Below are 25017 nucleotides of genomic sequence, written 5' to 3' on the forward strand. Positions count from 1 at the left end.
CTCTATGCTATTGCTACTCTGCGTTATCTAAGAATTCCTTTAATTTTTCGGTCCATTTGTCAAATACGGATTTACGTTCCTTATGAACATCCGGGCGATTAACGACCGTTTGGTTTCCCTCTGCATATACCAATTCCTCTTCCTTTTCCTGCTCTTGCTCCTGAAGAATTTCTTCCTTAGTCAACTTTACCTTCTCTTGGTTCTTAATGGCATTCATTAAAAGACCAACAGCGGTTGCGTACAAGGGACTGGCCACTTCTTCATCGGAATCACCGGCCAAATGCTCATTGGGGTACCCTATTCGTGTATCCATACCCGTAATGTATTCTACCAATTGCTTTAAGTGCTTTAATTGACTACCGCCACCCGTTAAAACAATGCCTGCGATCAATTTTTTCTTTTGTTCTTCATGACCGTAGTTCTTGATCTCAACATAAACTTGTTCTATGATTTCAACTACACGTGCATGAATTATTTTAGAAAGGTTTTTTAATGAAATTTCTTTTGGCTCCCTACCTCTTAATCCCGGTATGGAAACTATTTCATTATCCCTATTCTCACCTGGCCATGCCGAGCCAAATCTTGTTTTCAACAGCTCTGCCTGCTTCTCTATGATGCTACAGCCCTCCTTGATGTCTTCTGTAATGACACCACCACCAAAAGGAATTACGGCAGTATGCCTAATGATCCCGTCCTTAAAAATTGCAAGATCAGTAGTACCTCCACCTATATCTATCAATGCAACCCCAGCTTCCTTTTCCTCTTGGCTTAAAACCGCATCTGACGATGCCAATGGCTCCAAGGTAATGTTGCCCAAGTCAAGACCTGCGCTCTTAATACAGCGGCCCACATTCTTTATGGATACCACCTGGCCTACCACAACATGAAAATTGGCTTCTAGACGACCACCGTACATACCAATAGGTTCCCTAATTTCTGCCTGACCATCCACTTTGTATTCTTGCGGTAATACATGAATGATTTCTTCACCAGGTAACATAATCAATTTGTGCACTTGATTACATAGTGTATCCACATCCTCTTCATTGATGACTTCCTCTGAATCCTTTCTGGTGATATAATCGCTGTGCTGCAAACTTCTAATATGCTGCCCGGCAATACCCACCACAACAGAACCGATCTTAAGACCAGAATTGGCCTCTGCCTCTTCTACGGCCTGCTGAATGGATTTTATGGTTTGTGTAATATTGTTTACCACACCACGGTGTACACCCAAACTCTTGGATTTACCGATACCCAAAATCTCTATCTTACCGTATTCATTCTGCTTACCAATAATGGCAACGATCTTTGTTGTTCCAATGTCTAGACCGACCGAATATTTAGTTTGTTCCATCTTTAAATTATATTTTAGTGCACACCACCTGGTTATTGAATTCTAAACTTACTTCTGCATAATCCTCCAAGGTTTGATCCTTGGTAGCCTTGGCATAAAACGCCTTAAAATTGCTGAACTTCCCCTCCAAACCATCAATACCGCCTAAATTCACTACAAAATCGTTAAGCCTTAATCGCAATTGGTATTCGTTTTCGCTTTTGATATGAATACCTACCACGGTTTTTCTAAAAAAATCGTCAGCATTTATATGCTCCAATATGACATAGACATCCTCAAGGCTTTTACCGCTGATATTGCCTGTTATTATGGGAACTCTTGCTGAATGATTACTGGAAAGTGGCATACGCTTTCCGTCCTCATCCAAATAAAATTTTGTATACCCCTCTATGCGTCCGATTGGTTTGCGCTGAACAATTTTTGAATTAAGCTCACCATCTATAGTTAGATAGACCTGGGCACTTTTCACCATTTCATTGGCCTCAATGGCCTTTTCTACAGTATTCAAAACTATATTTTCTTTGGGCACATTTTGTAGGCCCCCGTATTTTTGTATTAACAATTTATTAACCGCCCCTTCAGTAAGATATAGATTCTGATCACCAACAAAACTTACCTTCATACCGGTTACGTTCTTGGCACTGTTTCTTGCATTGGAAAACGCATATAACCCCATGATTACCAGAACTAAAGCCGCCAACTTTATGTAATTCCAATTAAATCGCATATGACATTTCTTTTTTAATTTTTACTATTTCCAAACCAATATCCCCAGCACCCATGGTCACCAATACATCTGGATTTTCAGCTTTTATTCGAGGAATGATTTGTTCCTTTGAAATTAAAGCCTTATTGCCGCTTGTTATCTTGCTCAGCAACCATTGGGAATCTACCCCGGGTATTGCTTCTTCCCGTGCAGGATAAATATCCAACAACAATATATTTGTAAACCGTGAAAGACTTTTTGCAAAATCGTCCACAAAATCCCTTGTCCTGGAGTACAGATGCGGTTGAAAAATAGCCAACACTTTTTTATGGGGATGCATTTCTGAGATTGCCTCAAAAACGGCATTGATTTCCGTAGGATGGTGCGCATAATCATCTATAAAAACAAACTCCTCATTTTTTAGCTGATACGAAAAACGCCTTTGCACTCCTTTAAATGTTGCCAATGCTTTAGCAAGGCGATGTGGTGGGGAACCAGATTCCATCGCCATCGCAAAAGCAACCAAACCGTTCAGCAAATTATGCCTGCCGGGCTTGTTGAACTCAACCCCTTTCAGCGTGGCATCGGGGGTCTCCAAATCGAATATGTAGGTACCACGTTCTATTGTTATGTTTCGGATACAATAATCCGAATCGTCTTCTATTCCATAAGTATACCCCTGTAAAGGCAACCCGTTACGAACGAAAAGTTTTCCGCCCTGTTTAATTCTTTTGGTAAAATCAATAAAGGTTTTCTCCAATTCCCCGGCATTACCATAAATATCCAAATGATCGGCATCCATAGAGGTGACACATGCTACATTGGGCGATAGTTGCATAAAGGAACGATCAAATTCATCTGCCTCAACTACAGAAAATTCCGTTCCCTCTAACAAAAAATTACTGTTGAAATCTTCTGAAATACCTCCCAAAAAGGCAGTTAACGAAACGCCGGACTCTTTTAAAAGGTGTGCCAAAATGCTCGATGTCGTAGTTTTACCATGGGTTCCGGCAACCGCAAAGCAAAACGAATCCTTGGTAATCAACCCAAGTACCGCCGACCTTTTTTTGATGTCGAAATTATTGGCCAAGAAATATTGGTATTCCGTATGCTGTGAAGGTACCGCTGGGGTATATACCACCAATGTATGTGCACTGTTAAGATACTTATCCGGTACTAGGGCAACATTATCCTCGTAATGGATTTCCATACCGGCAGCGACCAATTCCTTGGTCAGTGGCGTTTCGGTTCTGTCATACCCGGCCACCGATTTTTCTATAAATGCAAAATAACGCGCCAAGGCGGACATACCTATGCCTCCAATGCCTATAAAATACACGTTATGTATTTGCGCTAAATTCATTTTATCTTATTATTTTTTCTATTTCGTCACAGATATCGGCAGTTGCATTTGGTAATGCCAATGCTTTAATGTTCTTTGATAATGTTGCTTGTTTTTCAGCAGAGTTCAGTACTGCCTCAAACTCGCCTTTAAACTTTTCGTCCAGCTCACTTTCCCGTATCATTACGGCTGCATCATGACCAACCAATGACAATGCATTTTTTGTTTGATGGTCTTCCGCTACTACCGGTGACGGAATAAAAAATGTAGGTTTCCCAACCAAGCATAATTCTGATACCGCACCTGCTCCAGCTCTTGATATAATAAAATCTGCCGCTACATAGGCCTTATCCATCGAGTTTAAAAAAGCATGAACCTTTATAGTTGCTGACTGATTTCCTTTATACGTATCGTAATACCCTTTTCCACATTGCCATATTACCTGTAACCCCAATGATTCAAAATATGCCATGTTGTCCGCAACCAATTGATTGATACGTCTAGCACCTAAACTACCCCCCAATACCAATAGCGTTTTCCTATTAGAATCCAATTCAAAATAATCTAACGCCTCGCTCTTTGTTACGTTTAGCGTAACCAAATCTGAACGTACAGGGTTACCCGTTTTTACTATTTTATCTTTTGGAAAAAACTGTTCCATACCATCATAGGCTACACAGATTTTTTCCACTTTGTCCTTCAATAGTTTATTGGTAATACCGGCAAATGAATTCTGCTCTTGCAGCAAACAAGGTACCCCCTTAACGGTAGCCATTTTTAATAATGGACCGCTGGCAAAACCACCTGTACCAATTACGGCATGGGGTTTAAATTTCGATACAATGCTGTTTGCTTTCATTAAACTACTTATCAATTTTATAGGAAAAAGTAGATTTTTAAGGGTCAGTTTTCGCTGTATCCCTGTTATCCACAATCCTTCAATTTTATATCCTGCCTGCGGCACTTTCTCCATCTCCATTCTGTCCTTTGCCCCTACGAACAAAAATTCGGCATCAGGATACCTTCTCTTCAGTTCGTTGGCAATGGCAATTGCCGGGTAAATATGTCCGCCGGTACCGCCACCGGACAAGATGAATCTATAATTGCCCACTTAATATCTCTAAAGGGTTCGTTTCATCCATATCGTCTTCGGCCATACTTTCTTGCACTATACTTTTATTACTTGCACTCAATATGATGCCTATGGCCAAACAGGTCATCCAACTTGAGGTTCCACCACTACTGATCAGAGGCAAATTCTGTCCGGTTACGGGAAAAAGTTCTACAGCTACCGCCATATTGATCATTGCCTGAAAAACAATGGGCAAACCAACCCCCAATACCAATAATTTAGCAAACACGGTAGAGGCCCCGTTGGCAACGACCACAATGCGGAACAATAGGAACAAATAGAAAAGCATTAGGCCAAAGCCACCTAGCAGACCATATTCCTCCACAATTATGGCATAAATAAAATCTGACGAACTCTGTGGCAAAAAGTTTTTCTGAATACTCTTACCGGCCCCTTTTCCTACCACACCCCCTGTTGCAATTGCAATCTTTGCACGTTCTATCTGGTAATTGGCCTCTGTATTTTCAGGATTGGAAAAGCTATCTATACGGCTCATCCATGTATCTACCCTATTGGGAAACAAATCTGGAAATGCCTTTGCCGTTACTATGAAGATAGAAAGGAACAAAATTCCTGCACCCACTATACCCAACAAATACTTCATTGGATAACCGCCCAGAAAGCATAGGATCATTACCATGGAAAACAAAATGGCGGCCGTTGAAAAATTAGCGGGCAAAATCAACATAACGATCAAGAACACCGGTAACCATAAAGGCAGAATACTTTCCTTAAAAGTAATCTGAATCTCCCTAACCTTAGAAAAATATCTGGCCACATAGATCATTAATACAACTGCCGCCAAGTTAGAAGGTTGAAATCCAAACCCCACTATGGGCAAGCGTATCCACCGGCTATCATTGGTGCCACCACCGGATGTTCCCTGAGCCAATACAAATACGAGCAATACCACCACAATTGGCAATGCGATCATGGACAGGCCCTTAAAGAAATGAGTGGGTATTCTATGTACGGCATATATAATTCCAAAACCCAAGAAGAGCAAAATAGCATGCTTTACCAAATGGCCAACGGTGGTACCGTTGCCCACTACATAGACCAGATTACTACTTGCACTATACACGGGCAAAAACGAGAACAATGCCAATAGTGCCGCAATGGCCCAAATAGCTTTATCCCCTTTTATATTTTGAAATATGTTCAACACCCTATAAATTCCTTACACAGTTCTTAAATTGATTTCCACGATCTTCATAATTTTCAAAAAGATCAAAACTTGCGCACGCCGGTGACAATAAGACGGTATCACCACGTTCCGCTATTTTATAAGCTACCTTTACCGCTTCCTCCATGGCAAAAGTCTCTACCAAAAGATCTACGGCATTGCCAAAAACATCCTTTATTTTTTCATTGTTATCCCCAAGACATATAATGGCTTTTACCTTTTCACGCACCAACGGCATCAATTCCATATATTCATTGCCCTTATCTACACCGCCCACGATCCATACAGTTGGGGTCTTTACACTATCCAAGGCATAATATGCCGCGTTTACATTAGTGGCTTTGGAGTCGTTGATATACTCTACATGATGTATTTTCAGTACTTTTTCCAAACGGTGCGGCGCCCCTTGAAAATTAGACACACATGCCCTAATCGTTTCTTTTCTGATACCGATTAATTTTGCAATCGTGGCAGCTGCCATGGTGTTCTTTACATTGTGCTGACCTTCTAAGGCCAAAGTGTCTTTAATCATGCTAATAGTGTCTGTTGTTGTTTTTATTATTATCTCGTTTTGTACTAAAAATGCTCCTTCTTTAAATTCCTCTTTCAATGAAAAAGGCATTAATTTCGATTTGACCGGGTGCTCCTTGAGCCATTGTACCAATACTTCATCGTCTGCATCATAAATCAAGTAATCTGACTCATCTTGATTTTCCGCTATTCTAAATTTCGATGCGATATAGTTTTCAAATTCATATTCATACCGATCTAAATGGTCTGGCGTAATATTGGTAATAATCGCTATGTGAGGTTTAAAATCTACAATACCGTCCAACTGAAAGCTGCTGATCTCCAGCACATAGTACTCAAAATCGTTTTCTGCCACCATCTTGGCATAGCTATGTCCGATATTCCCTGCCATACCCACTTTTAAACCTGCTTCGGCAAGAATATGGTTGGTCAACATGGTCGTGGTAGTCTTTCCGTTGCTCCCCGTTATACCTATAATTTTTGCATCGGTGTATTTTGATGCAAATTCAATTTCAGATATTACCGGAATCCCTTTTTCCACCAGTCTTTTTACCAAGGAAACTTTATCCGGTATACCCGGACTCTTCATTACCAAATCGGCTTTTAAGATACGGTCTTCAGAATGTGTTTCCTCTTCCCAGTCAATTCCAAAATGTTCAAGAACGTTTTTATATTTTTCCTTTATCTTTCCTTTATCGGACACAAAAACCTCGTATCCCTTTTTCAATCCCAAAATGGCGGTTCCTACTCCACTTTCCCCACCGCCAAGCACTACCAACATCGCCATCTATCTAATTTTTAATGTAACTATGGTAATAATGGCCAACAGTATGCCCACAATCCAAAACCGTGTTACGATCTTACTTTCGTGATATCCTTTTTTCTGATAATGATGATGTAAGGGCGACATTAAAAATATACGTCTGCCCTCTCCGTATTTTTTCCGTGTATATTTAAAATACCCTACCTGCAACATTACCGAAAGTGACTCGGCAAAGAATATTCCGCACAGGACGGGAATCAACAATTCCTTTCTAACGATTATTGCTATCACCGCAATGACCCCACCTATGGTTAAACTACCCGTATCACCCATAAATACTTGGGCCGGAAAAGCATTGTACCATAAAAAACCTATCAGGGCCCCTACAAAAGCAGTGATAAAAATCAATAGTTCACCAACCCTTGGTATATACATAATATCTAAATAGTCAGAGAATATAATATTACCCGATACCAAAGCGAATATGCCCAAAGTAAAGACGATAATGGCAGAAGTACCTGCAGCAAGACCATCAATACCATCCGTAAGGTTTGCACCGTTAGAGACGGCCGTTACAATAAGGATGATAATAGGGATAAACAACAACCATGCATATTGTGTGGCTCCTTCTCCGGCCCATTCTATTAAATAACCATAGTCAAATTCATTGTTCTTAAAAAAGGGCACCGTGGTCATAGTAGATTTAATTTCCGCCCCCTTAACCTGCTCTACGGTATATTCACTAGTAATGATGGTCTTATCATGATCGCGCATGGTAACGGCCGGATGAAAATATAGCACTGCACCTACTATAAGTCCTAAGGTTACCTGGCCCAACACCTTAAACCTGCCCTGTAAACCTTCCTTGTTCTTTTTAAACACCTTAATGTAATCATCCAAAAAGCCAATAGCCCCCATCCATAACATGGTGAATACCAATAGAATGATATAGATATTCTCCAATCTGGCAAATAATAGTACGGGAATCAAGGTGGCCATTATAATAATAATGCCGCCCATGGTTGGCGTACCCGCTTTTTGCTTTTGCCCTTCCAGCCCTAGGTCACGAATAGTCTCGCCCACTTGCTGCCGTTGCAAAAACAAAATAATACGCTTACCAAAAGCCGTCGCGATCATTAGGGAAAACAATATGGCCATTGCCGCGCGAAACGTGCTAAACTGAAATAGCGAAGCCCCGGGGAACTGGTATTGTTTTTCTAAATATTCGAACAGGTAGGTTAACATATATCTATTTGGTTTTGACCCTATGTGGCCAAGGTTATTTATCTAGGTTGTTCAATACTTCCTTTACTATCTTAAAATCATCAAAATCTACACGAACACCATTGGTTTCCTGATAGGTCTCGTGCCCTTTCCCCGCTACTAGAATGATATCGTTATCATTGGCAAGTTGACAGGCAGTCTTTATAGCTTGCTCCCTGTTTACTATGGAAAGGATTTTCTTAAAATGCTGGGGCTCCACACCGGCTTCCATTTCCGCAATGATCTCTGCTGGGGATTCCGTTCTAGGATTGTCCGATGTCAATATGACCTTATTGCTCATATCCGCAGCGATATTGCCCATTACCGGACGCTTAGATCTGTCTCTATCGCCACCACACCCCACAACGGTGATGACGTTTTCATTTCCAGTTCTCAACGTGTTGATTGTCTCAAGCACATTTTTTAGAGCGTCCGGCGTATGGGCATAATCAACAATAGCCGTAATTCTGTTTTTTGATATAAAATATTGAAACCTTCCGTCTACATTGTCCAATTCGCTAATCAGACGTAGGGTTTCCAATTTTTGCAGTCCCAATAAATCTGCCGTGGCAAAAATGGCCAGCATATTATAGGCATTAAAATGACCGATCAACTTGGTCCATAGTTCGTGCTCATCGATTTTTAACAATTGGCCATCAAACTGATTTTCCAAAATCTGCGCCCTATAATCCGCATAATTCTTTAAGGCATAGGTAAACTTCCTTGCTTTGGTATTCTGTAACATGACAAGACCGTTCTTATCATCAATATTGGTCAGTGCAAAGGCAGATTTGGATAATTGATCGAACAATTTCTTTTTCGTATCCCTGTACTCCGCAAATGTCTTATGATAATCTAAATGATCATGGGAGAGATTTGTAAAAATCGCACCCTCGAATACCAAACCTTCTGTTCTTTTTTGATGTATACCGTGCGAACTTACTTCCATAAAGCAATATTCAACACCGGCCTCGTTCATCATTTCCAAGTACTTGTTGATGACCAAAGCATCTGGGGTAGTATGCTTGGTAGGGTATTCCGCATCATCTATCATAATCTTTATCGTGGACAACAACCCTACCTTGTAGCCTGCTTTTTTAAACAATTGATAAAGTAGGCTGGACACCGTTGTTTTTCCATTGGTACCCGTAACCCCAACCAATTTTAAATTTTTTGACGGATTGCCATAGTAGTTGGATGCCATGACCGCCAAGGCCTGGTTCCCGTTCTCTACCTCTACATAGGTAACCTCATCTTGCATGGTATCCGGCAATTCCTCACAGATTACAGCCCTAGCACCTGCCTTAACTACCGCATCTATATATTTATGACCATCTGTCAACGTACCCTTTATGGCTACAAAAACATCATTTTTCTTTACCTGACGTGAATCAAAGCATATTGAAGCTATATCACAGGAGGTCGTACCGCTAACCGCAGTAAGATGTACACCATATAATATGTCCTTCAATAATTTCATATCAGTTCCAATACAATTTTTTTGACTGTCTTTAAATCCGTGCCTTTTGAGATGGACTGTCGTTTTACCTTTCCATTGCCCCTTACCTCTACTTCAATACCTAAATTTTCAAGTATGGCAACGGCATCCATACCGCTCATACCCTTTACGTTTGGCACCTGTGCATATTGCTGCTGTGCCTTTTTATAATATCCTTGGTATGCCTTTTCGGCATCGGCTATCTGTATGTTCTCCACATCTACCTCACTCGTTAATGGCGATGTTGTATATACCTTTTGCGCTACCGACTTAAATACCGGCCCAGAAACATCTGCGCCATAGTAACCAACACTCTTATCCGGCTTATGGATTACCACAATACAGGAATACTTAGGATTGTCCGCCGGAAAATAACCTGCAAAAGATGAGATATATTCATATTTGCTCTTGTCCTTGGACACATAATTGGTCTGTGTGGTGCCTGTTTTACCGGCCATTGAAAAATTGGGGGAATACATACCATGGCCCGTACCATATTCCTTCTCGACTACATCCTTTAAAATCTGTTGCACTTTCTTTACGGTCTGTGGGGAACAAACGGCAGGGTTCAGCACTTCCTTATCAAATCTTTTGATGGATTTGTTCCATTCCTTGACCTCTTTTAATAGTCTTGGCTTCACCATTTCGCCATCATTGGCAATAGCATTATAGAATGCCAAGGTCTGCAGCGGTGTCATGGATACCTCATACCCATAGGCCATTTGTGCCAATGACAAACCAGACCAGCCTTTGTCGCCAGGGTACCGCAATACCGGAATTCCCTCTCCACGAACGGGCAAACCCAACTCTTTATGAATACCCATACCCATTAGGCGGTTTACATATTTTTCCGGATCATTCTTATAACCGTTATGTATCATTTTGGCAAAAGCGGTATTAGAGGACACCTCAAAAGCCTTGGCCACGGAAATTTTTCCATATCCGCCATGTTTGGAATCCTTTACCCAATGCCTGTATATTTTCCATTTTCCGTTCTCGGTATCTATTACCGTACTGGTATCTACCACTCTATCCTCTAAAGCGGCCACCAAATTCATTAACTTAAAGGTAGAACCCGGTTCATGGGACTCTCCTATAGCGTAATTTAAGCGCTCATAATATTTACCCTCTGGCGTTTGCCCCAAGTTGGCAATTGCCTTTACCTCACCGGTCTTCACTTCCATTACGATGACCGTACCATGGTCGGCCTGATATTTTTCCAATTGTCCCAAAAGTGCATGGTGGGCTATATCCTGTATATTAATATCTATGGTAGAGTACACATCATAACCATCCTTTGGCTCTATAATGTTATCCGTTCCTATTGGTTTCCAAAGCCCTTTGGCAATTTTTTGTTTAGCACGCTTACCTTCCACACCCCGTAAATATTCACCAAAAGCACCTTCCATACCTACACGGGTACGGTAGCCGTCCTTATCCACACGCTCGTAACCTACACTACGCTCGGCAATTTTTCCTAAAGGATGCTCACGCTTGGTCTTTTGCTCAATGATCAAACCGCCCTTATACGCACCTTTATTGAAAAGCGGAAAGGATTTTACGGCCATATAATCAGAATAATCAAGATCGCGTACGATAAGGGCATACCTGTTCTTATTTTCCTTGGCCTTTCTTAAAACCTGTTGGTAATGTGAAGATGTCTTTCCAAATTGTTTGGCCAAGGCATCTGCCAATGGCTTTACGTTTTCCTTGAAATCCTCATTGCTTACGGTAACGGCATCAAAACGAATGGTATACTTGGATACCGATGTTGCCAATAAGCTACCGTCATCTGAATATAGGTTGCCTCTGTTGGGCTCTATAGTAAAGATGTGCGAGGTACGGGTCTCCGCCAAAGCCTTGTATTTTTCGCCATCCACAATTTGGATGGACACCAGCTTAAACAGCACAGCACCGGCAAATAGCACCAGGAACCCTGCTACTATATAAAGTCGTTTTAATATGCTTTTATCGTTGGCGGCCATTTACTGCTCTTCGTTAATTGATTTTACCCTTATTTTTTGCGGCGGCGTTTCCGATGGAAACAAACCTATTTCCGCTATTTTGTCCGTTATGCTCGATTCCAATTTTAATTGCTGCACATCTGAACGCATATCTACAAATTCGTTGCGCAGTTCCTTTACCTCTTCGTTCAATAAAGCGATGGTATGAACCTTCTGGTCCGCACTATGTGAACTACTGATCATCACAGTTGCCAAAAAGGAAATAAAAATGATGAACAGCCAATTTTTTGGAGAGTCTCCACTCACCAAAAACTTACCTTTTAAGAGGTCCAATACCCCTGTTTTCATTTTACTTTTTGTCATTTTTCTCCGCTATTCTCAATTTTGCACTACGTGCCCTGTTATTTAATTTTATCTCCTCTCTCGTTGGTACGATCAATCCGCCAACTTTTTTTAAGGGTACATCTATATTTCCATAAAAATCCTTCTGCGGCTCCCCTTCAAACTGTCCTGCCCTGATAAAGCGCTTTACCAAACGGTCTTCCAAAGAGTGATAACTTATAACACTCAGCCTTCCCTTTGGATTCAATAGATCTGGCACTTGCTCCAAAAACTCTTTGATCACCTTGATCTCCTCGTTCACTTCAATACGAATGGCCTGATAAATCTGGGCCAATATTTTATGTTGCCTATGCTCGGGCAAAAACTGACTCAACACCTGCTTTAACGCATCGGTAGTTTCAATTGCACCTTCTTCCCTACTTGCCACAATAACCTTTGCCATGGCGTTTGCATTTCTTAGATCCCCATATTCAAACAATACCTTACGCAAATCATCATATGAATAGTTATTGACCACATCATAGGCGGACAATGTGTTGCGCTTGCTCATCCGCATATCCAATCCCGCATCAAAACGGGTAGAAAAACCCCTTTCGGCCTGATCGAACTGATGTGACGATACGCCATAATCTGCCAAAATCCCATCTACTTTCCGTATGCCATAGAACTTTAAAAATTGGGTGATGTACCTAAAATTTTCCGCTATAAGCGTAAATCTCTCATCTCCTAAAATGTTGGCCTGCGCATCTTCATCCTGATCAAAGGCGAACAATTTGCCGCCAGCACCCAATCGTTTCAATATTTCCTTGGAGTGACCGCCCCCACCAAATGTCACGTCCACATAAATTCCATTCTCCTTAATGGCCAATCCGTCTACCGACTCCTTCAACAACACAGGATTATGATACATCCTTATCCTCTTTTTTGTTCAGCATTACACGCTTGACCAAATTTTTCTTTTCTTCCTTGGATATGGAAATGGTTGCTTCGTACGCCTCCACATCCCAAATCTCCAAATGCTTTCGCATTGGCACGATCTTTACCTCTTTGGTTATTCCTGCCAATGAAATAACATCCTTTGCCAATAACAACCTACCATTGCCATCTACTTCAACAGGACGTAGCCCGTCCATGAAAATTCTTTGAAACAGTTGACTTTCCTCATCAAATCTGTTCGTTTGGTCCATTTCTGCCATGATCTTATACCATTCTTGGGCTGGATATAGCTCCAAACATTCATTGTAATACGATTTCTTGATAAAAAAACCTTCATTCAGGATCGGCGTCATTTGATTACGCAGCGCAACAGGGAGCATGATACGCCCTTTGGCATCGGCCTTGCAATTGAATGTCCCGAAGAAATAAATGTCCAAAATGGTCTGGTTTTATTTATATAACTCAAATATATAAATATTATTACCACATTTTACCACTAAAATCCACTTTGTTAATAAATTACCTCATTTGTGCACCACTTTTTTCCACTGATAGCATTTTTTTGACCGTCATTTACCACTGAGCCTTCAATACGGGAAAATTTGAACTGCTTGGTAAACCGTAATGCACCTAATGAAAAAGAGTTGTACGCTATTCTAGGTAATTACCTATATTTGGGCAATTATGATGAGTAGTGCATGGAAAACGAATTGATTAACGACGGAGGCTTTAAGTATATAGAGAAAGGCGAAGGCAAACCCATAATTATCCTACATGGACTAATGGGCGGTCTAAGCAATTTTGAAGGAGTAACGTCTTATTTCCCCCCTAAAGGATATAAAATACTTATTCCCGAACTCCCCCTATATTCTATGCCGATGTTGAAGACCACGGTAAAGAATTTTGCCAAATACCTAAAAAAATTCATTGATTATAAGGAATTGGACGATGTAATTCTGCTGGGCAACTCTTTAGGCGGCCATATAGGTCTCTTGCATACCAAATTATACCCACACAAAGTAAAGGCATTGGTCATTACAGGTAGTTCCGGGCTGTACGAAAGTGCCATGGGCGACGGTTATCCAAAACGTGGCGATTACGAGTTCATAAAAAAGAAGGCACAAGATGTGTTCTATGATCCCGAAGTAGCCACTAAGGAGATAGTGGACGAGGTGTTCGCTACAGTGAACGATCGCGTTAAACTGGTCAAGACCCTAGCGATCGCCAAAAGTGCCATAAGGCATAACATGGCACAGGACCTGCCCAATATGAAAACACCAACCTGTATTATCTGGGGCAAGAACGATACGGTGACCCCACCGGACGTTGCAGAACTCTTTGACGAACTATTGCCGAACAGCGATCTCTTTTGGATGGACAAATGTGGGCATGCCCCAATGATGGAGCACCCCGATGAGTTCAACACCATACTAGACGCATGGTTGGAGAAAAACAAGTTTTAAATTTTATACAGATGAAAATAAAGTCGGCCGACTTTGTAATGAGCAACTCTGATGTGGCCAAATGCCCCAATGAGCCTATACCCGAATATGCCTTTATTGGGCGTTCAAATGTAGGCAAGTCCTCATTGATCAATATGTTGACAGAACGTAAAAGTTTGGCCAAAACATCTGGTAGGCCGGGAAAGACACAACTGATCAACCATTTTAAAATCAATGACAATTGGTTCTTGGTAGATTTACCAGGATACGGTTATGCACGTGTATCCAAACGCGATAAAAAGACCTTTCAAAAATACATAACCAATTATTTCCTACAGCGCGAGCAATTGGCCTGTTCCTTTATCCTAGTGGATATAAGGCACGACCCGCAACCTATAGATTTGGAGTTTATGCAATGGATGGGTGAAAATGCCATACCATTTGCAATCATTTTCACCAAGGCAGATAAGTTAAAGCCCAAGGCCATTGAGCGAGAAGTTCAAAACTACCTGACCACCCTTACCACTGATATGTGGGAAGAAGCCCCGCAACATTTTGTCACCAGCTCTAGCCACCGTACCGGTCGTGAAGAACTTCTTGCTTTTATAGATGACATTAACGAGAAATTTTTTGAAGCAACTAAGAATGGTTGATGGCTGGTAAACGCTTCGCTTTTATTAGTATTAAGTAGATGGTTGTTCTTGTAAGTACTTCGTATCTTGTATTTTAGACTTAGTACTTATTACTCTATTAAAAACGAAATATCACTTCGAGCGCAGTCGAGAACTACGAAACACTCATCACTTCAGCTACGCTCATCGACCGAGTAAGAATAACCGATAACCAAAACCTGAACGTACATTCAACCGATTACTAGATTGAGAAAAGCTTATTCAAACGACAAACTATAAATACGGGCACCTTGAACTGTTACTGAATATTGCCAACTGAAACAATTAACTCCTCCACTCCTTCAAAGGCATTTAGCTGTTCGGTCGTGACCAATACCTCTAAATCATATCCGGTATCTATCAAAATGACCGGGAAGGTAAACTTATGCCCAAACTTGCTTTGATACTGTTTTTGGAACTCATCTTTATGTAGGAATTCCAGTTGGTAATCTTTGGCCAATAGGTTTTCGCGGAATGTTTTCCACTTTACGTTCTCTGTAAATGTACCATAGGTAAGAGCACACAAGGAACAATTGTAGGTAGCGGGATTTATTATTTTATGGGCGAAATCCAGCATTTTACTACCGGTATCGCTATTGGCATTATAGATAAACATAATTTTCTTTGACATGACTATTTGGTCGTAAAAATACCACCACCCTACAAAACTTGTGGCATTTTACAGGTTTCCCTAAATTCCTCTAACATGAACATTGAAAGTTTATATTGATTTTTGGCAATAGCAACTAGTCTTTATATCGTCAAAAAATCATTTGATTCACTAGCAACAAGAATTAATACTCATATCACTTTTAGTATTTTTATTATATTTCTCAGAAGACACACTTAAGGTAACTCCTACTAAAATTGGTATAATTACATTGCAAAATCATTAAATATTCCACAAAAAATGGAAGGCCATAGCAACAATAAACCTCCAAAAAATTATAAGAATCAACTACTTTTAAACCTCAACCTAAACTCCATATAACAATCTCAATTTCATAATTTTACCGTACATTGTATTAATAAAAACCAATTAAACCGATATTATGGAAACTGCTAAAAAAGTATCCAAGGGCATGTTATGGACCTCTTACATATTACAGGGAATAGTTGTACTAATGTTTTTAATGGGTGCCATTACCAATCTTATGCAAACGGAAATGGCCGTGGAAGGAGCCGTTTCAATGGGTTATCCGGAGGGTTCCGTAGTGTACCTAGGCGTTATTTTACTCATAGCTACCGTATTATATGCCATTCCTAAGACTATGTTTATAGGTGCCCTATTATTAACAGCTTGGCTTGGAGGCGCTGTAGCTACCCACATTATCCATGGCGACCCTATGGGCAACACCTTGTTTCCTGTAATTTTTGGGATTGTGGTATGGTCCAGTATAATGCTCCGCAATACTCAATTGCGTGCCCTGTTCTAAGAATAAATATCTTTATTAAGATATATCATCGTACGTATGACAAGTGTCATTTAAGGAAATTGTGCTACCATGTATATTTGGTAAAAACAGGTATGATATTAGCATCCTTCAACGATAAACCAAATTATAATTACCACAAAATAGTCATGGATGTCATGTTGGAAACTTCTTTTTCCAAAGAAATCCGCATTGCATTAAAAAAGGGTCAGATCATGAAAGAACATAAAGCACCCTTCCCCATTATAGTACATATCTTAACAGGTGAAATCACCTTTGGCACAGGAGGCAAGGAATATGACCTAAAGCAAGGAGATTTATTAACTTTAGATGGGAAAGTACCGCATGACTTAACGGCGCGTACAGATAGCGTAGTGCACCTAACACTTTCAAAACCAAATACAACGGAGCGTGTAAAGCATGTTATTACCTCTTCATAAAACCAACCATGAAAGATATTACCAACAGAGGAGATGTAAGCAATTTGGTTCATACATTTTACGACAAAATAAGGACGGATGCTATGTTAGGACCCATTTTCAACGCACATATTAGCAATGAACAATGGCCGGAACATCTAAGCAAGCTTACCGACTTTTGGGAATCCAACCTATTTGGACTTCGTACCTTTAGGGGAAGTCCTTCCGCAAAACACGCCAATGTGGACAAAAACCTTAGCTACACCATTTCACAAAATCATTTTGCACATTGGCTACACTTATGGCTACAAACGATCGATGAACTTTACGAGGGCACATTGGCTATCAAGGCAAAAGAAATGGCACGTAGAATGTCTACCGGCCAATATATACACATTTGGCAGTGTAGACCAGGAAATCTTTGAGGGCAATATTAGTAAACCGTATCGATATTCTGCGGGCCTTAGTAGTTGACACTTACACTAATCGGTCAAAAAATCCGTATATTAGTATTTAGTAATAATTTAAATGGATTACTATTAATCTGCATACAACCCAAGGCATGGATTACCTTTCCCCTACTTACTTTTTTGATTATAAAAGTGATGAGATACAGCAACTTATTGCAAATGTACCGTCAGCCTCGTTATCCCAAAAAGAAATTGCCCAGCATTTATTTTTAAAAGTTCGCGATCAGTGGCGCTATGACCCGTACAACCTAAGTTTTAACAAGGAAAAGTACCGCGCCAGTGCAATTGCAAAACGTACGGAAGGACACTGCGTGGACAAATCTATTCTCTTGATATCCTGTTTACGTGCAATGGGAATACCGGCCAGACTACATTTGGCCAAGGTCAAAAACCATATTGCGGTAGAACGCCTGATCGAAAAATTTGGTTCTAACGAGTTAACGCCCCATGGAATGGTGGATGCCTATATCAATGATAAATGGCTAAAGCTAAGCCCTACCTTTAATGCTTCCTTATGCACTATACTCAAAGTGGCCCCTTTAGATTTTGACGGTGAAAATGATGCCGTACTCCAGGCTTTTAATGAAGAAGGAACTATGTTTATGGAGTACTTGGAAGACTATGGTCATTTTGATGATGTTCCCGTAGCGTTTATGATTGCCAATGCGCGCGAGCACTACCCCGCTATTTTTGCGGCCAATACCGACCAAACTGAGTTTCAACTCTAATATTTAACAAACATTTATATCCTATATCCCCAAGAGCCCTTTACAGAATTACTTTTAGTAGTACATTCGATTATCAAATTAAAACTTACGTGAGGCACTTTTTGATTATAATCTTTTTAGCATATTGTTCTTCTTTGGCCACCGCACAAGAACCCATAGAATGGACACCGGATTATGAACTACAATTGACAGATTACCGATCACCGGAATCAGAGATCAATTCCGCATTAACGTCTTACTCTATTTATTCCGGCTCAAAAATAGATTTCAGTTTTAACATGAATTCGGTTTCGTTTATGTTTACCAAAAATTTCAACAGCAAGATCAAAGCGGTATTCCATCCCAATTTAGCAGTATTAGTAGCGCCAGACTCCCTTACCGCCCAGCAATTATTGCAATTTGGTCGTTATGATTTTGACCTGGTAGAATTATACGCCCGTAAAATAAGGAAAAAAGTATATGAGGAAAAAGGCGCTTTTAGCGACTCCAAATTATTTCAACCTATTTTTAACGAGTATCAAGAAGAAATGAATACCGTAAGTGCCCAAGTATTTAAAGCCACTGATTTTGGCAAAGATACCGAGCTTCTTATAAAAGAACATAACAAGGTCATTGATGGAATAAATCAACTTTCTGACTTTTGTATGACCTGTAAGCCTAATAAAAATAGGAAGTGATTTTTTTGGTTGATAGTTGTTCGTTGATGGTTTTTCGTTGATGGTTTTTCGTTGATGGTTTTTCGTTGATGGTTTTTCGTTGATGGTTTTTCGTTGATGGTTTTTCGTTGATGGTTTTTCGTTGATGGTTTTTCGTTGATGGTTTTTCGTTGATGGTTTTTCGTTGATGGTTTTTCGTTGATGGTTTTTCGTTAATGGAAATTTAGCTTTGCTAAATTCCCATTAACGAAAAAGTCTATTTTCTTATTTCTATTTTCTCATTTAATACTTCTTACCTCGTACCCTGTACTTTTTACTTAAGACTAAGTACTCAACACTTTCCAACTTCAACTCAGCATTAAAATCCCACAATTGAGTAGTTATATTTATCTCAGCAAAACTAATTACTTCATCTTTGAAAACACAATAATCAACCACCCATGGAAAACATCATTGAAACGTTTATTTACATACATGCCATTTTAGGCGGTTTAGGTCTTATTACCGGTATAGCAAGTATTTTAGTAAAAAAGGGGCAGTGCAATCATAGGCGATTAGGAAAATGGTTTTCATGGTCAATGATCATAAGTTCCGCCATCTCTTTAGTAGTAGCTTGTATGCCCAACCACAATAACACCTTCTTATTCTTGATTGGCATTTTTACTATTTACATGGTTTTGGCCGGCAATAGCGCACTTACCTTTAAAACAACCAAAAAGAAAAAGGCAAATAAAATTGATTTAACGGTTTCAATAACCATGATCTTTTCCGCCTTACTAATGATCGGTTTTGGTATTAACGGGCTCGTACATGGGTATTCCCAAAGTATCCTATTTTTAATTTTTGGACTCTTTGGTTTATTTATGCCTTATGGAGATTTTAAACTGTACAAAACCTCTTTAAGAAACCGTAAACTTTGGCTAATTAATCACCTTAGCAGAATGTTGGGCGCACTTATAGCTTCCATAACAGCATTCATTGTCGCCGGAATGCATCAAGACACCCTGTGGGCATGGATTACACCATCCGTTTTAGGTACCGCCTATATCATTTATTGGGTCAAGAAAACAAAAGGAAAAAAGAAATTGAAATCCGCTTAGCCTTGTTCTTTTAAATTTAGGTTTTCCGCAAAGTAGTCACAGAAATCTTTCATGGTAGCGGTCATTTTCTCATCTTGGGTAGCCTTTAAAAAAGTGTCTGCCATAGATACCAAGGTCTGATGAAAAAAAGTTTTCATTTCATCTACCGGCATATCTTTGGTCCACAAATCTATTTTCAAGGATTCTTGGTTCTTACTGTCCCAAACCGATAATAACATGGCCTTTGCCTCTTCGTTTTCCACGCCCCCATCCTGTGCGGACCAGTTCAATGTTTCGGGCACCCTATTTTCATCCAATCCTACACGTAAAGTTATTTCCGAAGTATGTAAATCTGCCATTTAATTTCTTGGTTTGTAATTCGATTTTTTAAATATTTCCTCTGCAGGCATGGTCAGCATTTGTTTAATGCCTACGGTATTTTTCTCCATGAACGAACGTACAATTTGCCACCCCACAAAACGACCCAACCTACCGGGCGATTCATTATCCAGCTCAAGTCCAAACTTTGAAAAGGGTGCGGGGTCTAAAAAACGCTGATTCAATTTGTTTTCCGTACTGTACAGATATTCGTTCTCAATGAAATTTCTCCACATGGGTTCCTCATTTGCGTAGGCCCAATCCATTTCCTCCTCGGTATACCCTATTCTCTTTCGCTCCTCCATATTGGGCAACAACTTGTCCTTAAGGTACAGTTCCTTGCCAAAATAGACCATGCGGGCCAAAAAAGTCCTGTCCCTAGGACGTGGTACCACTTGTTTGGTAAAGGCACTGGCTACATCACTAAGCATAAAACCGCGATCTAGGGTTTTTGCAATATAGCGCTGAAACCCCCCATAATATTTATGCTCTGGACCCAGATAATTATCAAGGCTAATGAACAAAATATTGTCGGTCAAAATAATTCGATTATTATAATCCACATCATTGGTTACGGTGATGACCTTGGGCACGGTATATTCCGGAAAATAATATTTTACATGTTTAAATAATTGCACCAAGCCTTCTTCTTCCTCTTCAAAACTATTAAAGGCATTACCTACCTCTTGAAACAGTTCTACCTGTAAAGAATCGTTCATTTTGGCTATCCAAACACTGTCTGGGGCCGGAAAAAGATATGGGTACATTTGGCGCAATGCGGGCAAGCCGTCTTCTCCAGAAGATGCAAATTCCCGATCAAAACGGGAAATGGAAAGCTCTAAAGGTATTGCCGCTATCTCCTGAGCCGTTTTATCACTGTTATTACAGCTAAAAATTATCAAGAAAACTGACAATAGCATAAAAATAGGTTTTACCCTGCCAAGTATTTTACAATACATTTTATTTTTCACGGTGTTCAACTTATTTTTAAGGCAAAGTTAATTTATTTAAACAAATAATTGGAGCGGTATGCAAACTGAAAAAGTAATTGACCATATTGTAGATTGGTTAAGGGATTATGCTACGAATGCCAAACAGAAAGGATTTGTAATTGGAGTATCCGGGGGTATTGACTCTGCCGTAACCTCGACCCTTTGTGCAAAAACGGGATTGGACCTGTTGTGCTTGGAAATGCCTATACACCAAGCGGCAAATCAATCTGATCGGGCATCTAGACATATAGATTGGCTACAGAAGAATTTTAGTAACGTAAAAAGAAAAGAGGTTCAACTAACGCCGGTTTTTGATTCGTTGGTAGATGCTTTTCCTCCGGTTGAAAACGAAGAGGAACGTTTTATGTCATTGGCGAACACCAGGGCCAGGCTGCGCATGACCAGCCTTTATTACTTTGCGGCATTAAAACGCTACCTGGTGGCAGGTACCGGAAACAAGGTAGAGGATTTTGGCGTAGGATTCTATACCAAATATGGTGATGGTGGGGTAGACTTAAGTCCTATTGCAGATTTAATGAAGACAGAAGTATACGCCATTGCAAAGGTTTTGGGTGTAAACGAGGAAATTATAAAGGCCGCTCCAACGGACGGTTTATGGGGAGACGATCGTACGGACGAGGACCAGATCGGGGCGAGTTATCCAGAGTTGGAATGGGCCATGAACATGAAGGACGAAGGCCGCACAATCGCGGATTTTGAAGGTAGGGAAAAAGAAGTGTTCACCATTTTCATGAAACTCAATACCATGAACCAACACAAAATGTTACCAATACCCGTTTGTGAGATACCAGAATCTTTAAAATGACAATTCAACTATGAATCAGGCAATTAAATCGAAAATAAAGCGTTAAATATCTATATAGCGTGAAAAAAGTGCATTTTTGGCTTCTAATTTAGAATTTTAAGCCTTACATTGCATGTAGTCTTTTTAGACCATAGGTTTTTAAAAATCTATAAAAATCCAATAATTAATGATTAAAGTATTAATAGCGGATAACCACCCTATAATTAGAATGGGAGTTAGGACGGTTCTAGAATCCGCTGAGGGATTTGAATTGATAGATGAGGTGGCTACCACCGAAGAGCTTTTCGAAAAACTTAAAGACACAACCCCCGATGTTGTCATGCTAGAAATGGATATTCCTGAAATTAACGGAATAGCAGCATTGCGAAAAATCAAAAAAGAATATGCCGACGTAAAAGTACTAATGTACAGTGGGCAGTCTGAAGATGTATATGCCCTAAGTGCCATTAGAGCGGGTGCATTTGGGTATTTATCCAAATCTTCAGGAATTGAATACATTACCGCCGCAGTAAGAAAAGTAAGTGAAGGAAGCATGTTCATTACCAATGAACTTGCCCAGCGACTTGCCTTTGATGAAGGAACTAAAAAACCACGTAGATTCTTTAGAAAATTATCGACCAGGGAAATAGAAGTATTGAAACTCTTGGCCAGTGGCAAGCGCAACAAAGAAGTGGCACAAGGTTTGAACCTAAATGAAAAAACGGTAAGTACCTATAAAGCACGTTTAATGAAAAAGTTAAATGTGGACAATATGGTAGATTTATTACAACAGGCCAAAGCGCTTGAGCTGTACTAAATTCCTACTACTATTAGTGTAAAAAAAGACCCGCCATTGGCGGGTCTTTTTTTTGCCTAAATATATTATTTTAAGATAATACCCTGTTCAATTTTTGATTCAGCAATTTGTTCAATTGAATATAGTTCATAATCTCCTCCAAGGCCTCACGGTTATCCTTGGTTATATCTTCTGTTGTTTGTTGCAATGCGCCCATTCGTTTTTTAATCAAGAAACAGCGTAGGGTCAGTATGGTCTCACTGACCAATTGGGCAATACCAACTTCCTTTTTTTTAGGAAAAATATCCTTGCTCTCCCAATTGTGCAACGTATACTTTTCCTCGTCCATTAAAATAGTGGAAATCTGATTGGCCATTTCTTGATCAAGACTGTTTACAAACGTATTAATGGAAAATTCCTTTTCTTGGTTCAATGACTCTATCAGTTTATAGTACATATTACGGAAATCCTCGTTGGCCAATTCAATTTCATCTTCCTGAAGGTCCAAGTAGATTTTCTCGTACACTTTAATTTCCAAAGACTCCGGCTCTAACACCAAATCACCGGATTCATTCTCCTTGAGCACCAAATCCTCAAACTCCTCCTTCTGATCACCATAAAGCATTAAGGATTCTATAATCTTACGCTCCAATACATATTGCACATCTACAGCTTCCGGCGCGGCATCCTTACGGACCACCTCAAAGGCCTTTTGTTCTTCTTTATATTCCTTTTTGATGTTGGCCTCCCCCTTCTTGTCTATCTGGGCCAACGTATTAAAAAGTACCGCTTCAGAAACATTCATTATGCTTGCACATTCTTGAATATATATTTCCTTTTTGATACGATCGGGAATTTTTGCGATACTGTTTACAATATCCCTTACCGTGTCCGCTCTTTTAATGGGATCGTTAGATGCCTCCTTTACCAATAAAGATGCCTTGAACTGGATAAAATCCTTAGCGTTGGATTCTAAATAAGCTTGTACTTCCTCTAGTTCATTATGCTTGGCAAAACTGTCAGGATCTTCCCCTTCAGGAAAAGTACAGATACGAACGTTCATTCCCTGCTCCAATATTAAATCAATACCCCTTATGGACGCCCGTAATCCTGCCGCATCACCATCGAACAGTACTGTAATGTTTTTGGTAAGCCTGTTTATCAAGCGAATTTGCTCTGGTGTTAACGCAGTACCACTGGACGACACCACATTTTGAATTCCCTTTTGTGCAAATTGGATAACATCCGTATACCCCTCAACCAAATAACAATTATCCTCTTTTGCAATGGCTTGCTTGGCATGGTATATTCCATAAAGTACTTTGCTCTTATGGTAGATATCACTTTCCGGCGAATTAAGATACTTGGCCGCCTTTTTATCATTGGTTAGAATACGCCCCCCAAAACCCAAAACACGGCCACTCAAGGAATGTATGGGGAACATGACCCTACCCTTGAACCTGTCAAACTTTCTTGACGTATTAGGGTTGTCCCGGTCTTCCTTTACAATGGTAAGTCCGGTTTTTTCAAGGTACTCCAATTTATATCCCATGTCCAATGCCGCAACGGTAAAACCGTCCCATTGATCCAAACAATATCCAAGCTCAAATTTCTTGATGGTCTCATCTGTAAATCCACGCTCCTTAAAATAACTAAGACCAATGGCCTTCCCCAATTCCGTATCCCACAGCATTTCCTTAAAATGCTTTTGTGCAAACTCTGACACAAGGTACATACTCTCCCGTTCGTTTGCCTGCTCTTTCTGCTCATTGGACTGTTCTGTCTCCTCTACCTCAATATTATACTTTTTGGCCAGATACCTAATTGCTTCCGGATAGGTAAAATGTTCGTGCTCCATTAAAAATGCAACCACGTTACCCCCTTTTCCACTACTAAAATCCTTCCAAATCTGTTTTACGGGAGATACCATAAAACTTGGTGTACGCTCATCACTAAAAGGACTTAGCCCCTTAAAATTGGAACCCGACTTCTTTAATTGTACAAAATCACCAATAACCTCCTCTAAACGGGCAGTTTCATATACTTGATCTATGGTGTTTTTTGAAATCATGGAGACACTTAATTTCCCTAAAACGGGGAACAATTTTTATGTATTTTAGAACCTCAA

The 25017-nt window shown here is 40.0% G+C and carries 26 protein-coding genes; 10 read left to right on the forward strand and 16 right to left on the reverse strand.

The genetic code is table 11. The features are described from left to right. Positions 1-13: 13 nt before the first annotated feature. Genes ftsA through Q2T41_RS04970 form a run of 12 tightly spaced genes read right to left on the reverse strand, consistent with a single transcriptional unit; the run spans position 14 to position 13457 of the window. Complete coding sequence (gene ftsA / locus Q2T41_RS04915) at positions 14-1357, reverse strand: cell division protein FtsA (RefSeq protein WP_089262322.1); 1344 nt, start codon at positions 1355-1357, stop codon at positions 14-16. Positions 1358-1364: 7 nt separating this feature from the next. Continuing rightward, positions 1365-2084: a cell division protein FtsQ/DivIB gene (locus Q2T41_RS04920; RefSeq protein ID WP_304435163.1), complete on the reverse strand. Its 720-nt coding sequence runs from the start codon at positions 2082-2084 to the stop codon at positions 1365-1367. Then, positions 2074-3426 (reverse strand): UDP-N-acetylmuramate--L-alanine ligase, encoded by a 1353-nt coding sequence (murC, locus tag Q2T41_RS04925; protein ID WP_304435164.1) that lies wholly within the window; start codon positions 3424-3426, stop codon positions 2074-2076. Before murC ends, Q2T41_RS04920 begins: the two co-directional genes overlap by 11 nt. Position 3427: 1 nt before the next feature. Next, the gene (gene murG / locus Q2T41_RS04930; protein WP_304435165.1) at positions 3428-4516 is read right to left on the reverse strand and encodes an undecaprenyldiphospho-muramoylpentapeptide beta-N-acetylglucosaminyltransferase; all 1089 of its coding nucleotides are present in this window, start codon (positions 4514-4516) and stop codon (positions 3428-3430) included. Next, positions 4503-5705, reverse strand: a complete 1203-nt coding sequence (locus Q2T41_RS04935) for an FtsW/RodA/SpoVE family cell cycle protein (RefSeq protein ID WP_089262330.1) — start codon at positions 5703-5705, stop codon at positions 4503-4505. The genes murG and Q2T41_RS04935 overlap by 14 nt, the downstream gene beginning before the upstream one ends. A 1-nt stretch (position 5706) precedes the next feature. Further along, a complete protein-coding gene (gene murD / locus Q2T41_RS04940; RefSeq protein WP_304435166.1) occupies positions 5707-7041 on the reverse strand; it encodes a UDP-N-acetylmuramoyl-L-alanine--D-glutamate ligase in 1335 nt (444 codons plus the stop codon). Continuing rightward, positions 7042-8262, reverse strand: a complete 1221-nt coding sequence (gene mraY / locus Q2T41_RS04945) for a phospho-N-acetylmuramoyl-pentapeptide-transferase (RefSeq protein WP_089262334.1) — start codon at positions 8260-8262, stop codon at positions 7042-7044. A 34-nt stretch (positions 8263-8296) separates the two neighbouring features. Then, on the reverse strand, positions 8297-9760 hold the full coding sequence (locus Q2T41_RS04950) for a UDP-N-acetylmuramoyl-L-alanyl-D-glutamate--2,6-diaminopimelate ligase (protein ID WP_304435167.1): 1464 nt from the start codon (positions 9758-9760) through the stop codon (positions 8297-8299). Then, complete coding sequence (locus tag Q2T41_RS04955) at positions 9757-11763, reverse strand: penicillin-binding protein (RefSeq protein ID WP_304435168.1); 2007 nt, start codon at positions 11761-11763, stop codon at positions 9757-9759. The genes Q2T41_RS04950 and Q2T41_RS04955 overlap by 4 nt, the downstream gene beginning before the upstream one ends. Then, positions 11764-12090: an FtsL-like putative cell division protein gene (locus Q2T41_RS04960; RefSeq protein WP_089262485.1), complete on the reverse strand. Its 327-nt coding sequence runs from the start codon at positions 12088-12090 to the stop codon at positions 11764-11766. A 1-nt stretch (position 12091) separates the two neighbouring features. Next, positions 12092-12994, reverse strand: coding sequence for a 16S rRNA (cytosine(1402)-N(4))-methyltransferase RsmH (gene rsmH / locus Q2T41_RS04965; RefSeq protein ID WP_304435169.1), 903 nt, complete (start codon positions 12992-12994; stop codon positions 12092-12094). After that, the gene (locus Q2T41_RS04970) at positions 12984-13457 is read right to left on the reverse strand and encodes a division/cell wall cluster transcriptional repressor MraZ (protein WP_089262342.1); all 474 of its coding nucleotides are present in this window, start codon (positions 13455-13457) and stop codon (positions 12984-12986) included. The genes rsmH and Q2T41_RS04970 overlap by 11 nt, the downstream gene beginning before the upstream one ends. A 261-nt stretch (positions 13458-13718) precedes the next feature. Between Q2T41_RS04970 and Q2T41_RS04975 the strand changes: the two genes are divergently transcribed. Continuing rightward, positions 13719-14483 carry an alpha/beta fold hydrolase gene (locus Q2T41_RS04975; protein ID WP_304435170.1) on the forward strand — a complete coding sequence of 255 codons (765 nt, stop codon included), beginning with the start codon at positions 13719-13721 and terminating at the stop codon, positions 14481-14483. 11 nt (positions 14484-14494) lie between these two features. Further along, on the forward strand, positions 14495-15115 hold the full coding sequence (gene yihA, locus Q2T41_RS04980) for a ribosome biogenesis GTP-binding protein YihA/YsxC (protein ID WP_304435171.1): 621 nt from the start codon (positions 14495-14497) through the stop codon (positions 15113-15115). Positions 15116-15392: 277 nt separating this feature from the next. On the opposite strand, the gene Q2T41_RS04985 is transcribed toward yihA, so the two are convergent. Then, positions 15393-15764 carry a GTPase gene (locus tag Q2T41_RS04985; RefSeq protein ID WP_304435172.1) on the reverse strand — a complete coding sequence of 124 codons (372 nt, stop codon included), beginning with the start codon at positions 15762-15764 and terminating at the stop codon, positions 15393-15395. 421 nt (positions 15765-16185) lie between these two features. On the opposite strand from Q2T41_RS04985, the gene Q2T41_RS04990 reads away from it, so the two are divergent. From Q2T41_RS04990 to Q2T41_RS05015, 6 genes are all read left to right on the forward strand, one after another. Next, positions 16186-16569: a DoxX family protein gene (locus tag Q2T41_RS04990; protein WP_304435173.1), complete on the forward strand. Its 384-nt coding sequence runs from the start codon at positions 16186-16188 to the stop codon at positions 16567-16569. 92 nt (positions 16570-16661) lie between these two features. Further along, a complete protein-coding gene (locus tag Q2T41_RS04995) occupies positions 16662-17006 on the forward strand; it encodes a cupin domain-containing protein (protein ID WP_304435174.1) in 345 nt (114 codons plus the stop codon). An 8-nt stretch (positions 17007-17014) separates the two neighbouring features. Then, on the forward strand, positions 17015-17410 hold the full coding sequence (locus Q2T41_RS05000; RefSeq protein WP_304435175.1) for a group III truncated hemoglobin: 396 nt from the start codon (positions 17015-17017) through the stop codon (positions 17408-17410). Positions 17411-17547: 137 nt separating this feature from the next. Next, positions 17548-18183 carry a transglutaminase-like domain-containing protein gene (locus Q2T41_RS05005; protein WP_304435176.1) on the forward strand — a complete coding sequence of 212 codons (636 nt, stop codon included), beginning with the start codon at positions 17548-17550 and terminating at the stop codon, positions 18181-18183. Between the two features lie 89 nt (positions 18184-18272). Further along, complete coding sequence (locus Q2T41_RS05010) at positions 18273-18860, forward strand: hypothetical protein (RefSeq protein WP_304435177.1); 588 nt, start codon at positions 18273-18275, stop codon at positions 18858-18860. 419 nt (positions 18861-19279) lie between these two features. Next, entirely contained in the window at positions 19280-19939 is a 660-nt protein-coding gene (locus tag Q2T41_RS05015) for a hypothetical protein (protein ID WP_304435178.1), read from the forward strand. On the opposite strand, the gene gldC is transcribed toward Q2T41_RS05015, so the two are convergent. Beyond that, positions 19936-20277: a gliding motility protein GldC gene (gene gldC / locus Q2T41_RS05020; RefSeq protein WP_089262358.1), complete on the reverse strand. Its 342-nt coding sequence runs from the start codon at positions 20275-20277 to the stop codon at positions 19936-19938. The genes Q2T41_RS05015 and gldC overlap by 4 nt on opposite strands. Then, positions 20278-21255, reverse strand: coding sequence for a gliding motility lipoprotein GldB (gene gldB, locus Q2T41_RS05025; RefSeq protein WP_449288630.1), 978 nt, complete (start codon positions 21253-21255; stop codon positions 20278-20280). Between the two features lie 70 nt (positions 21256-21325). Between gldB and nadE the strand changes: the two genes are divergently transcribed. Together nadE and Q2T41_RS05035 are read left to right on the forward strand one after the other, a co-directional pair. Beyond that, on the forward strand, positions 21326-22114 hold the full coding sequence (gene nadE / locus Q2T41_RS05030) for an NAD(+) synthase (RefSeq protein WP_304435180.1): 789 nt from the start codon (positions 21326-21328) through the stop codon (positions 22112-22114). 166 nt (positions 22115-22280) lie between these two features. Beyond that, positions 22281-22910 carry a response regulator gene (locus Q2T41_RS05035; RefSeq protein ID WP_089262364.1) on the forward strand — a complete coding sequence of 210 codons (630 nt, stop codon included), beginning with the start codon at positions 22281-22283 and terminating at the stop codon, positions 22908-22910. A 70-nt stretch (positions 22911-22980) separates the two neighbouring features. Here Q2T41_RS05035 and dnaG read toward each other — a convergent pair whose 3' ends face one another. Next, positions 22981-24960, reverse strand: a complete 1980-nt coding sequence (dnaG, locus tag Q2T41_RS05040) for a DNA primase (RefSeq protein ID WP_304437406.1) — start codon at positions 24958-24960, stop codon at positions 22981-22983. Positions 24961-25017: the final 57 nt, after the last annotated feature.

The organism is Maribacter confluentis, assembly GCF_030505015.1.
Classification (GTDB): Bacteria; Bacteroidota; Bacteroidia; order Flavobacteriales; family Flavobacteriaceae; genus Maribacter; species Maribacter sedimenticola.

Bases quoted from the DNA above. Each gene is read 5' to 3' on its own strand.
- ftsA (WP_089262322.1), bottom strand. From the start codon at position 1,357: ATGGAACAAACTAAATATTCGGTCGGTCTAGACATTGGAACAACAAAG.
- Q2T41_RS04920 (WP_304435163.1), bottom strand. From the start codon at position 2,084: ATGCGATTTAATTGGAATTACATAAAGTTGGCGGCTTTAGTTCTGGTA.
- murC (WP_304435164.1), bottom strand. From the start codon at position 3,426: ATGAATTTAGCGCAAATACATAACGTGTATTTTATAGGCATTGGAGGC.
- murD (WP_304435166.1), bottom strand. From the start codon at position 7,041: ATGGCGATGTTGGTAGTGCTTGGCGGTGGGGAAAGTGGAGTAGGAACC.
- mraY (WP_089262334.1), bottom strand. From the start codon at position 8,262: ATGTTAACCTACCTGTTCGAATATTTAGAAAAACAATACCAGTTCCCC.
- Q2T41_RS04950 (WP_304435167.1), bottom strand. From the start codon at position 9,760: ATGAAATTATTGAAGGACATATTATATGGTGTACATCTTACTGCGGTT.
- Q2T41_RS04955 (WP_304435168.1), bottom strand. From the start codon at position 11,763: ATGGCCGCCAACGATAAAAGCATATTAAAACGACTTTATATAGTAGCA.
- Q2T41_RS04960 (WP_089262485.1), bottom strand. From the start codon at position 12,090: ATGAAAACAGGGGTATTGGACCTCTTAAAAGGTAAGTTTTTGGTGAGT.
- rsmH (WP_304435169.1), bottom strand. From the start codon at position 12,994: ATGTATCATAATCCTGTGTTGTTGAAGGAGTCGGTAGACGGATTGGCC.
- Q2T41_RS04975 (WP_304435170.1), top strand. From the start codon at position 13,719: ATGGAAAACGAATTGATTAACGACGGAGGCTTTAAGTATATAGAGAAA.
- yihA (WP_304435171.1), top strand. From the start codon at position 14,495: ATGAAAATAAAGTCGGCCGACTTTGTAATGAGCAACTCTGATGTGGCC.
- Q2T41_RS04985 (WP_304435172.1), bottom strand. From the start codon at position 15,764: ATGTCAAAGAAAATTATGTTTATCTATAATGCCAATAGCGATACCGGT.
- Q2T41_RS04990 (WP_304435173.1), top strand. From the start codon at position 16,186: ATGGAAACTGCTAAAAAAGTATCCAAGGGCATGTTATGGACCTCTTAC.
- Q2T41_RS04995 (WP_304435174.1), top strand. From the start codon at position 16,662: ATGATATTAGCATCCTTCAACGATAAACCAAATTATAATTACCACAAA.
- Q2T41_RS05000 (WP_304435175.1), top strand. From the start codon at position 17,015: ATGAAAGATATTACCAACAGAGGAGATGTAAGCAATTTGGTTCATACA.
- Q2T41_RS05005 (WP_304435176.1), top strand. From the start codon at position 17,548: ATGGATTACCTTTCCCCTACTTACTTTTTTGATTATAAAAGTGATGAG.
- Q2T41_RS05015 (WP_304435178.1), top strand. From the start codon at position 19,280: ATGGAAAACATCATTGAAACGTTTATTTACATACATGCCATTTTAGGC.
- gldC (WP_089262358.1), bottom strand. From the start codon at position 20,277: ATGGCAGATTTACATACTTCGGAAATAACTTTACGTGTAGGATTGGAT.
- gldB (WP_449288630.1), bottom strand. From the start codon at position 21,255: ATGTATTGTAAAATACTTGGCAGGGTAAAACCTATTTTTATGCTATTG.
- nadE (WP_304435180.1), top strand. From the start codon at position 21,326: ATGCAAACTGAAAAAGTAATTGACCATATTGTAGATTGGTTAAGGGAT.
- Q2T41_RS05035 (WP_089262364.1), top strand. From the start codon at position 22,281: ATGATTAAAGTATTAATAGCGGATAACCACCCTATAATTAGAATGGGA.
- dnaG (WP_304437406.1), bottom strand. From the start codon at position 24,960: ATGATTTCAAAAAACACCATAGATCAAGTATATGAAACTGCCCGTTTA.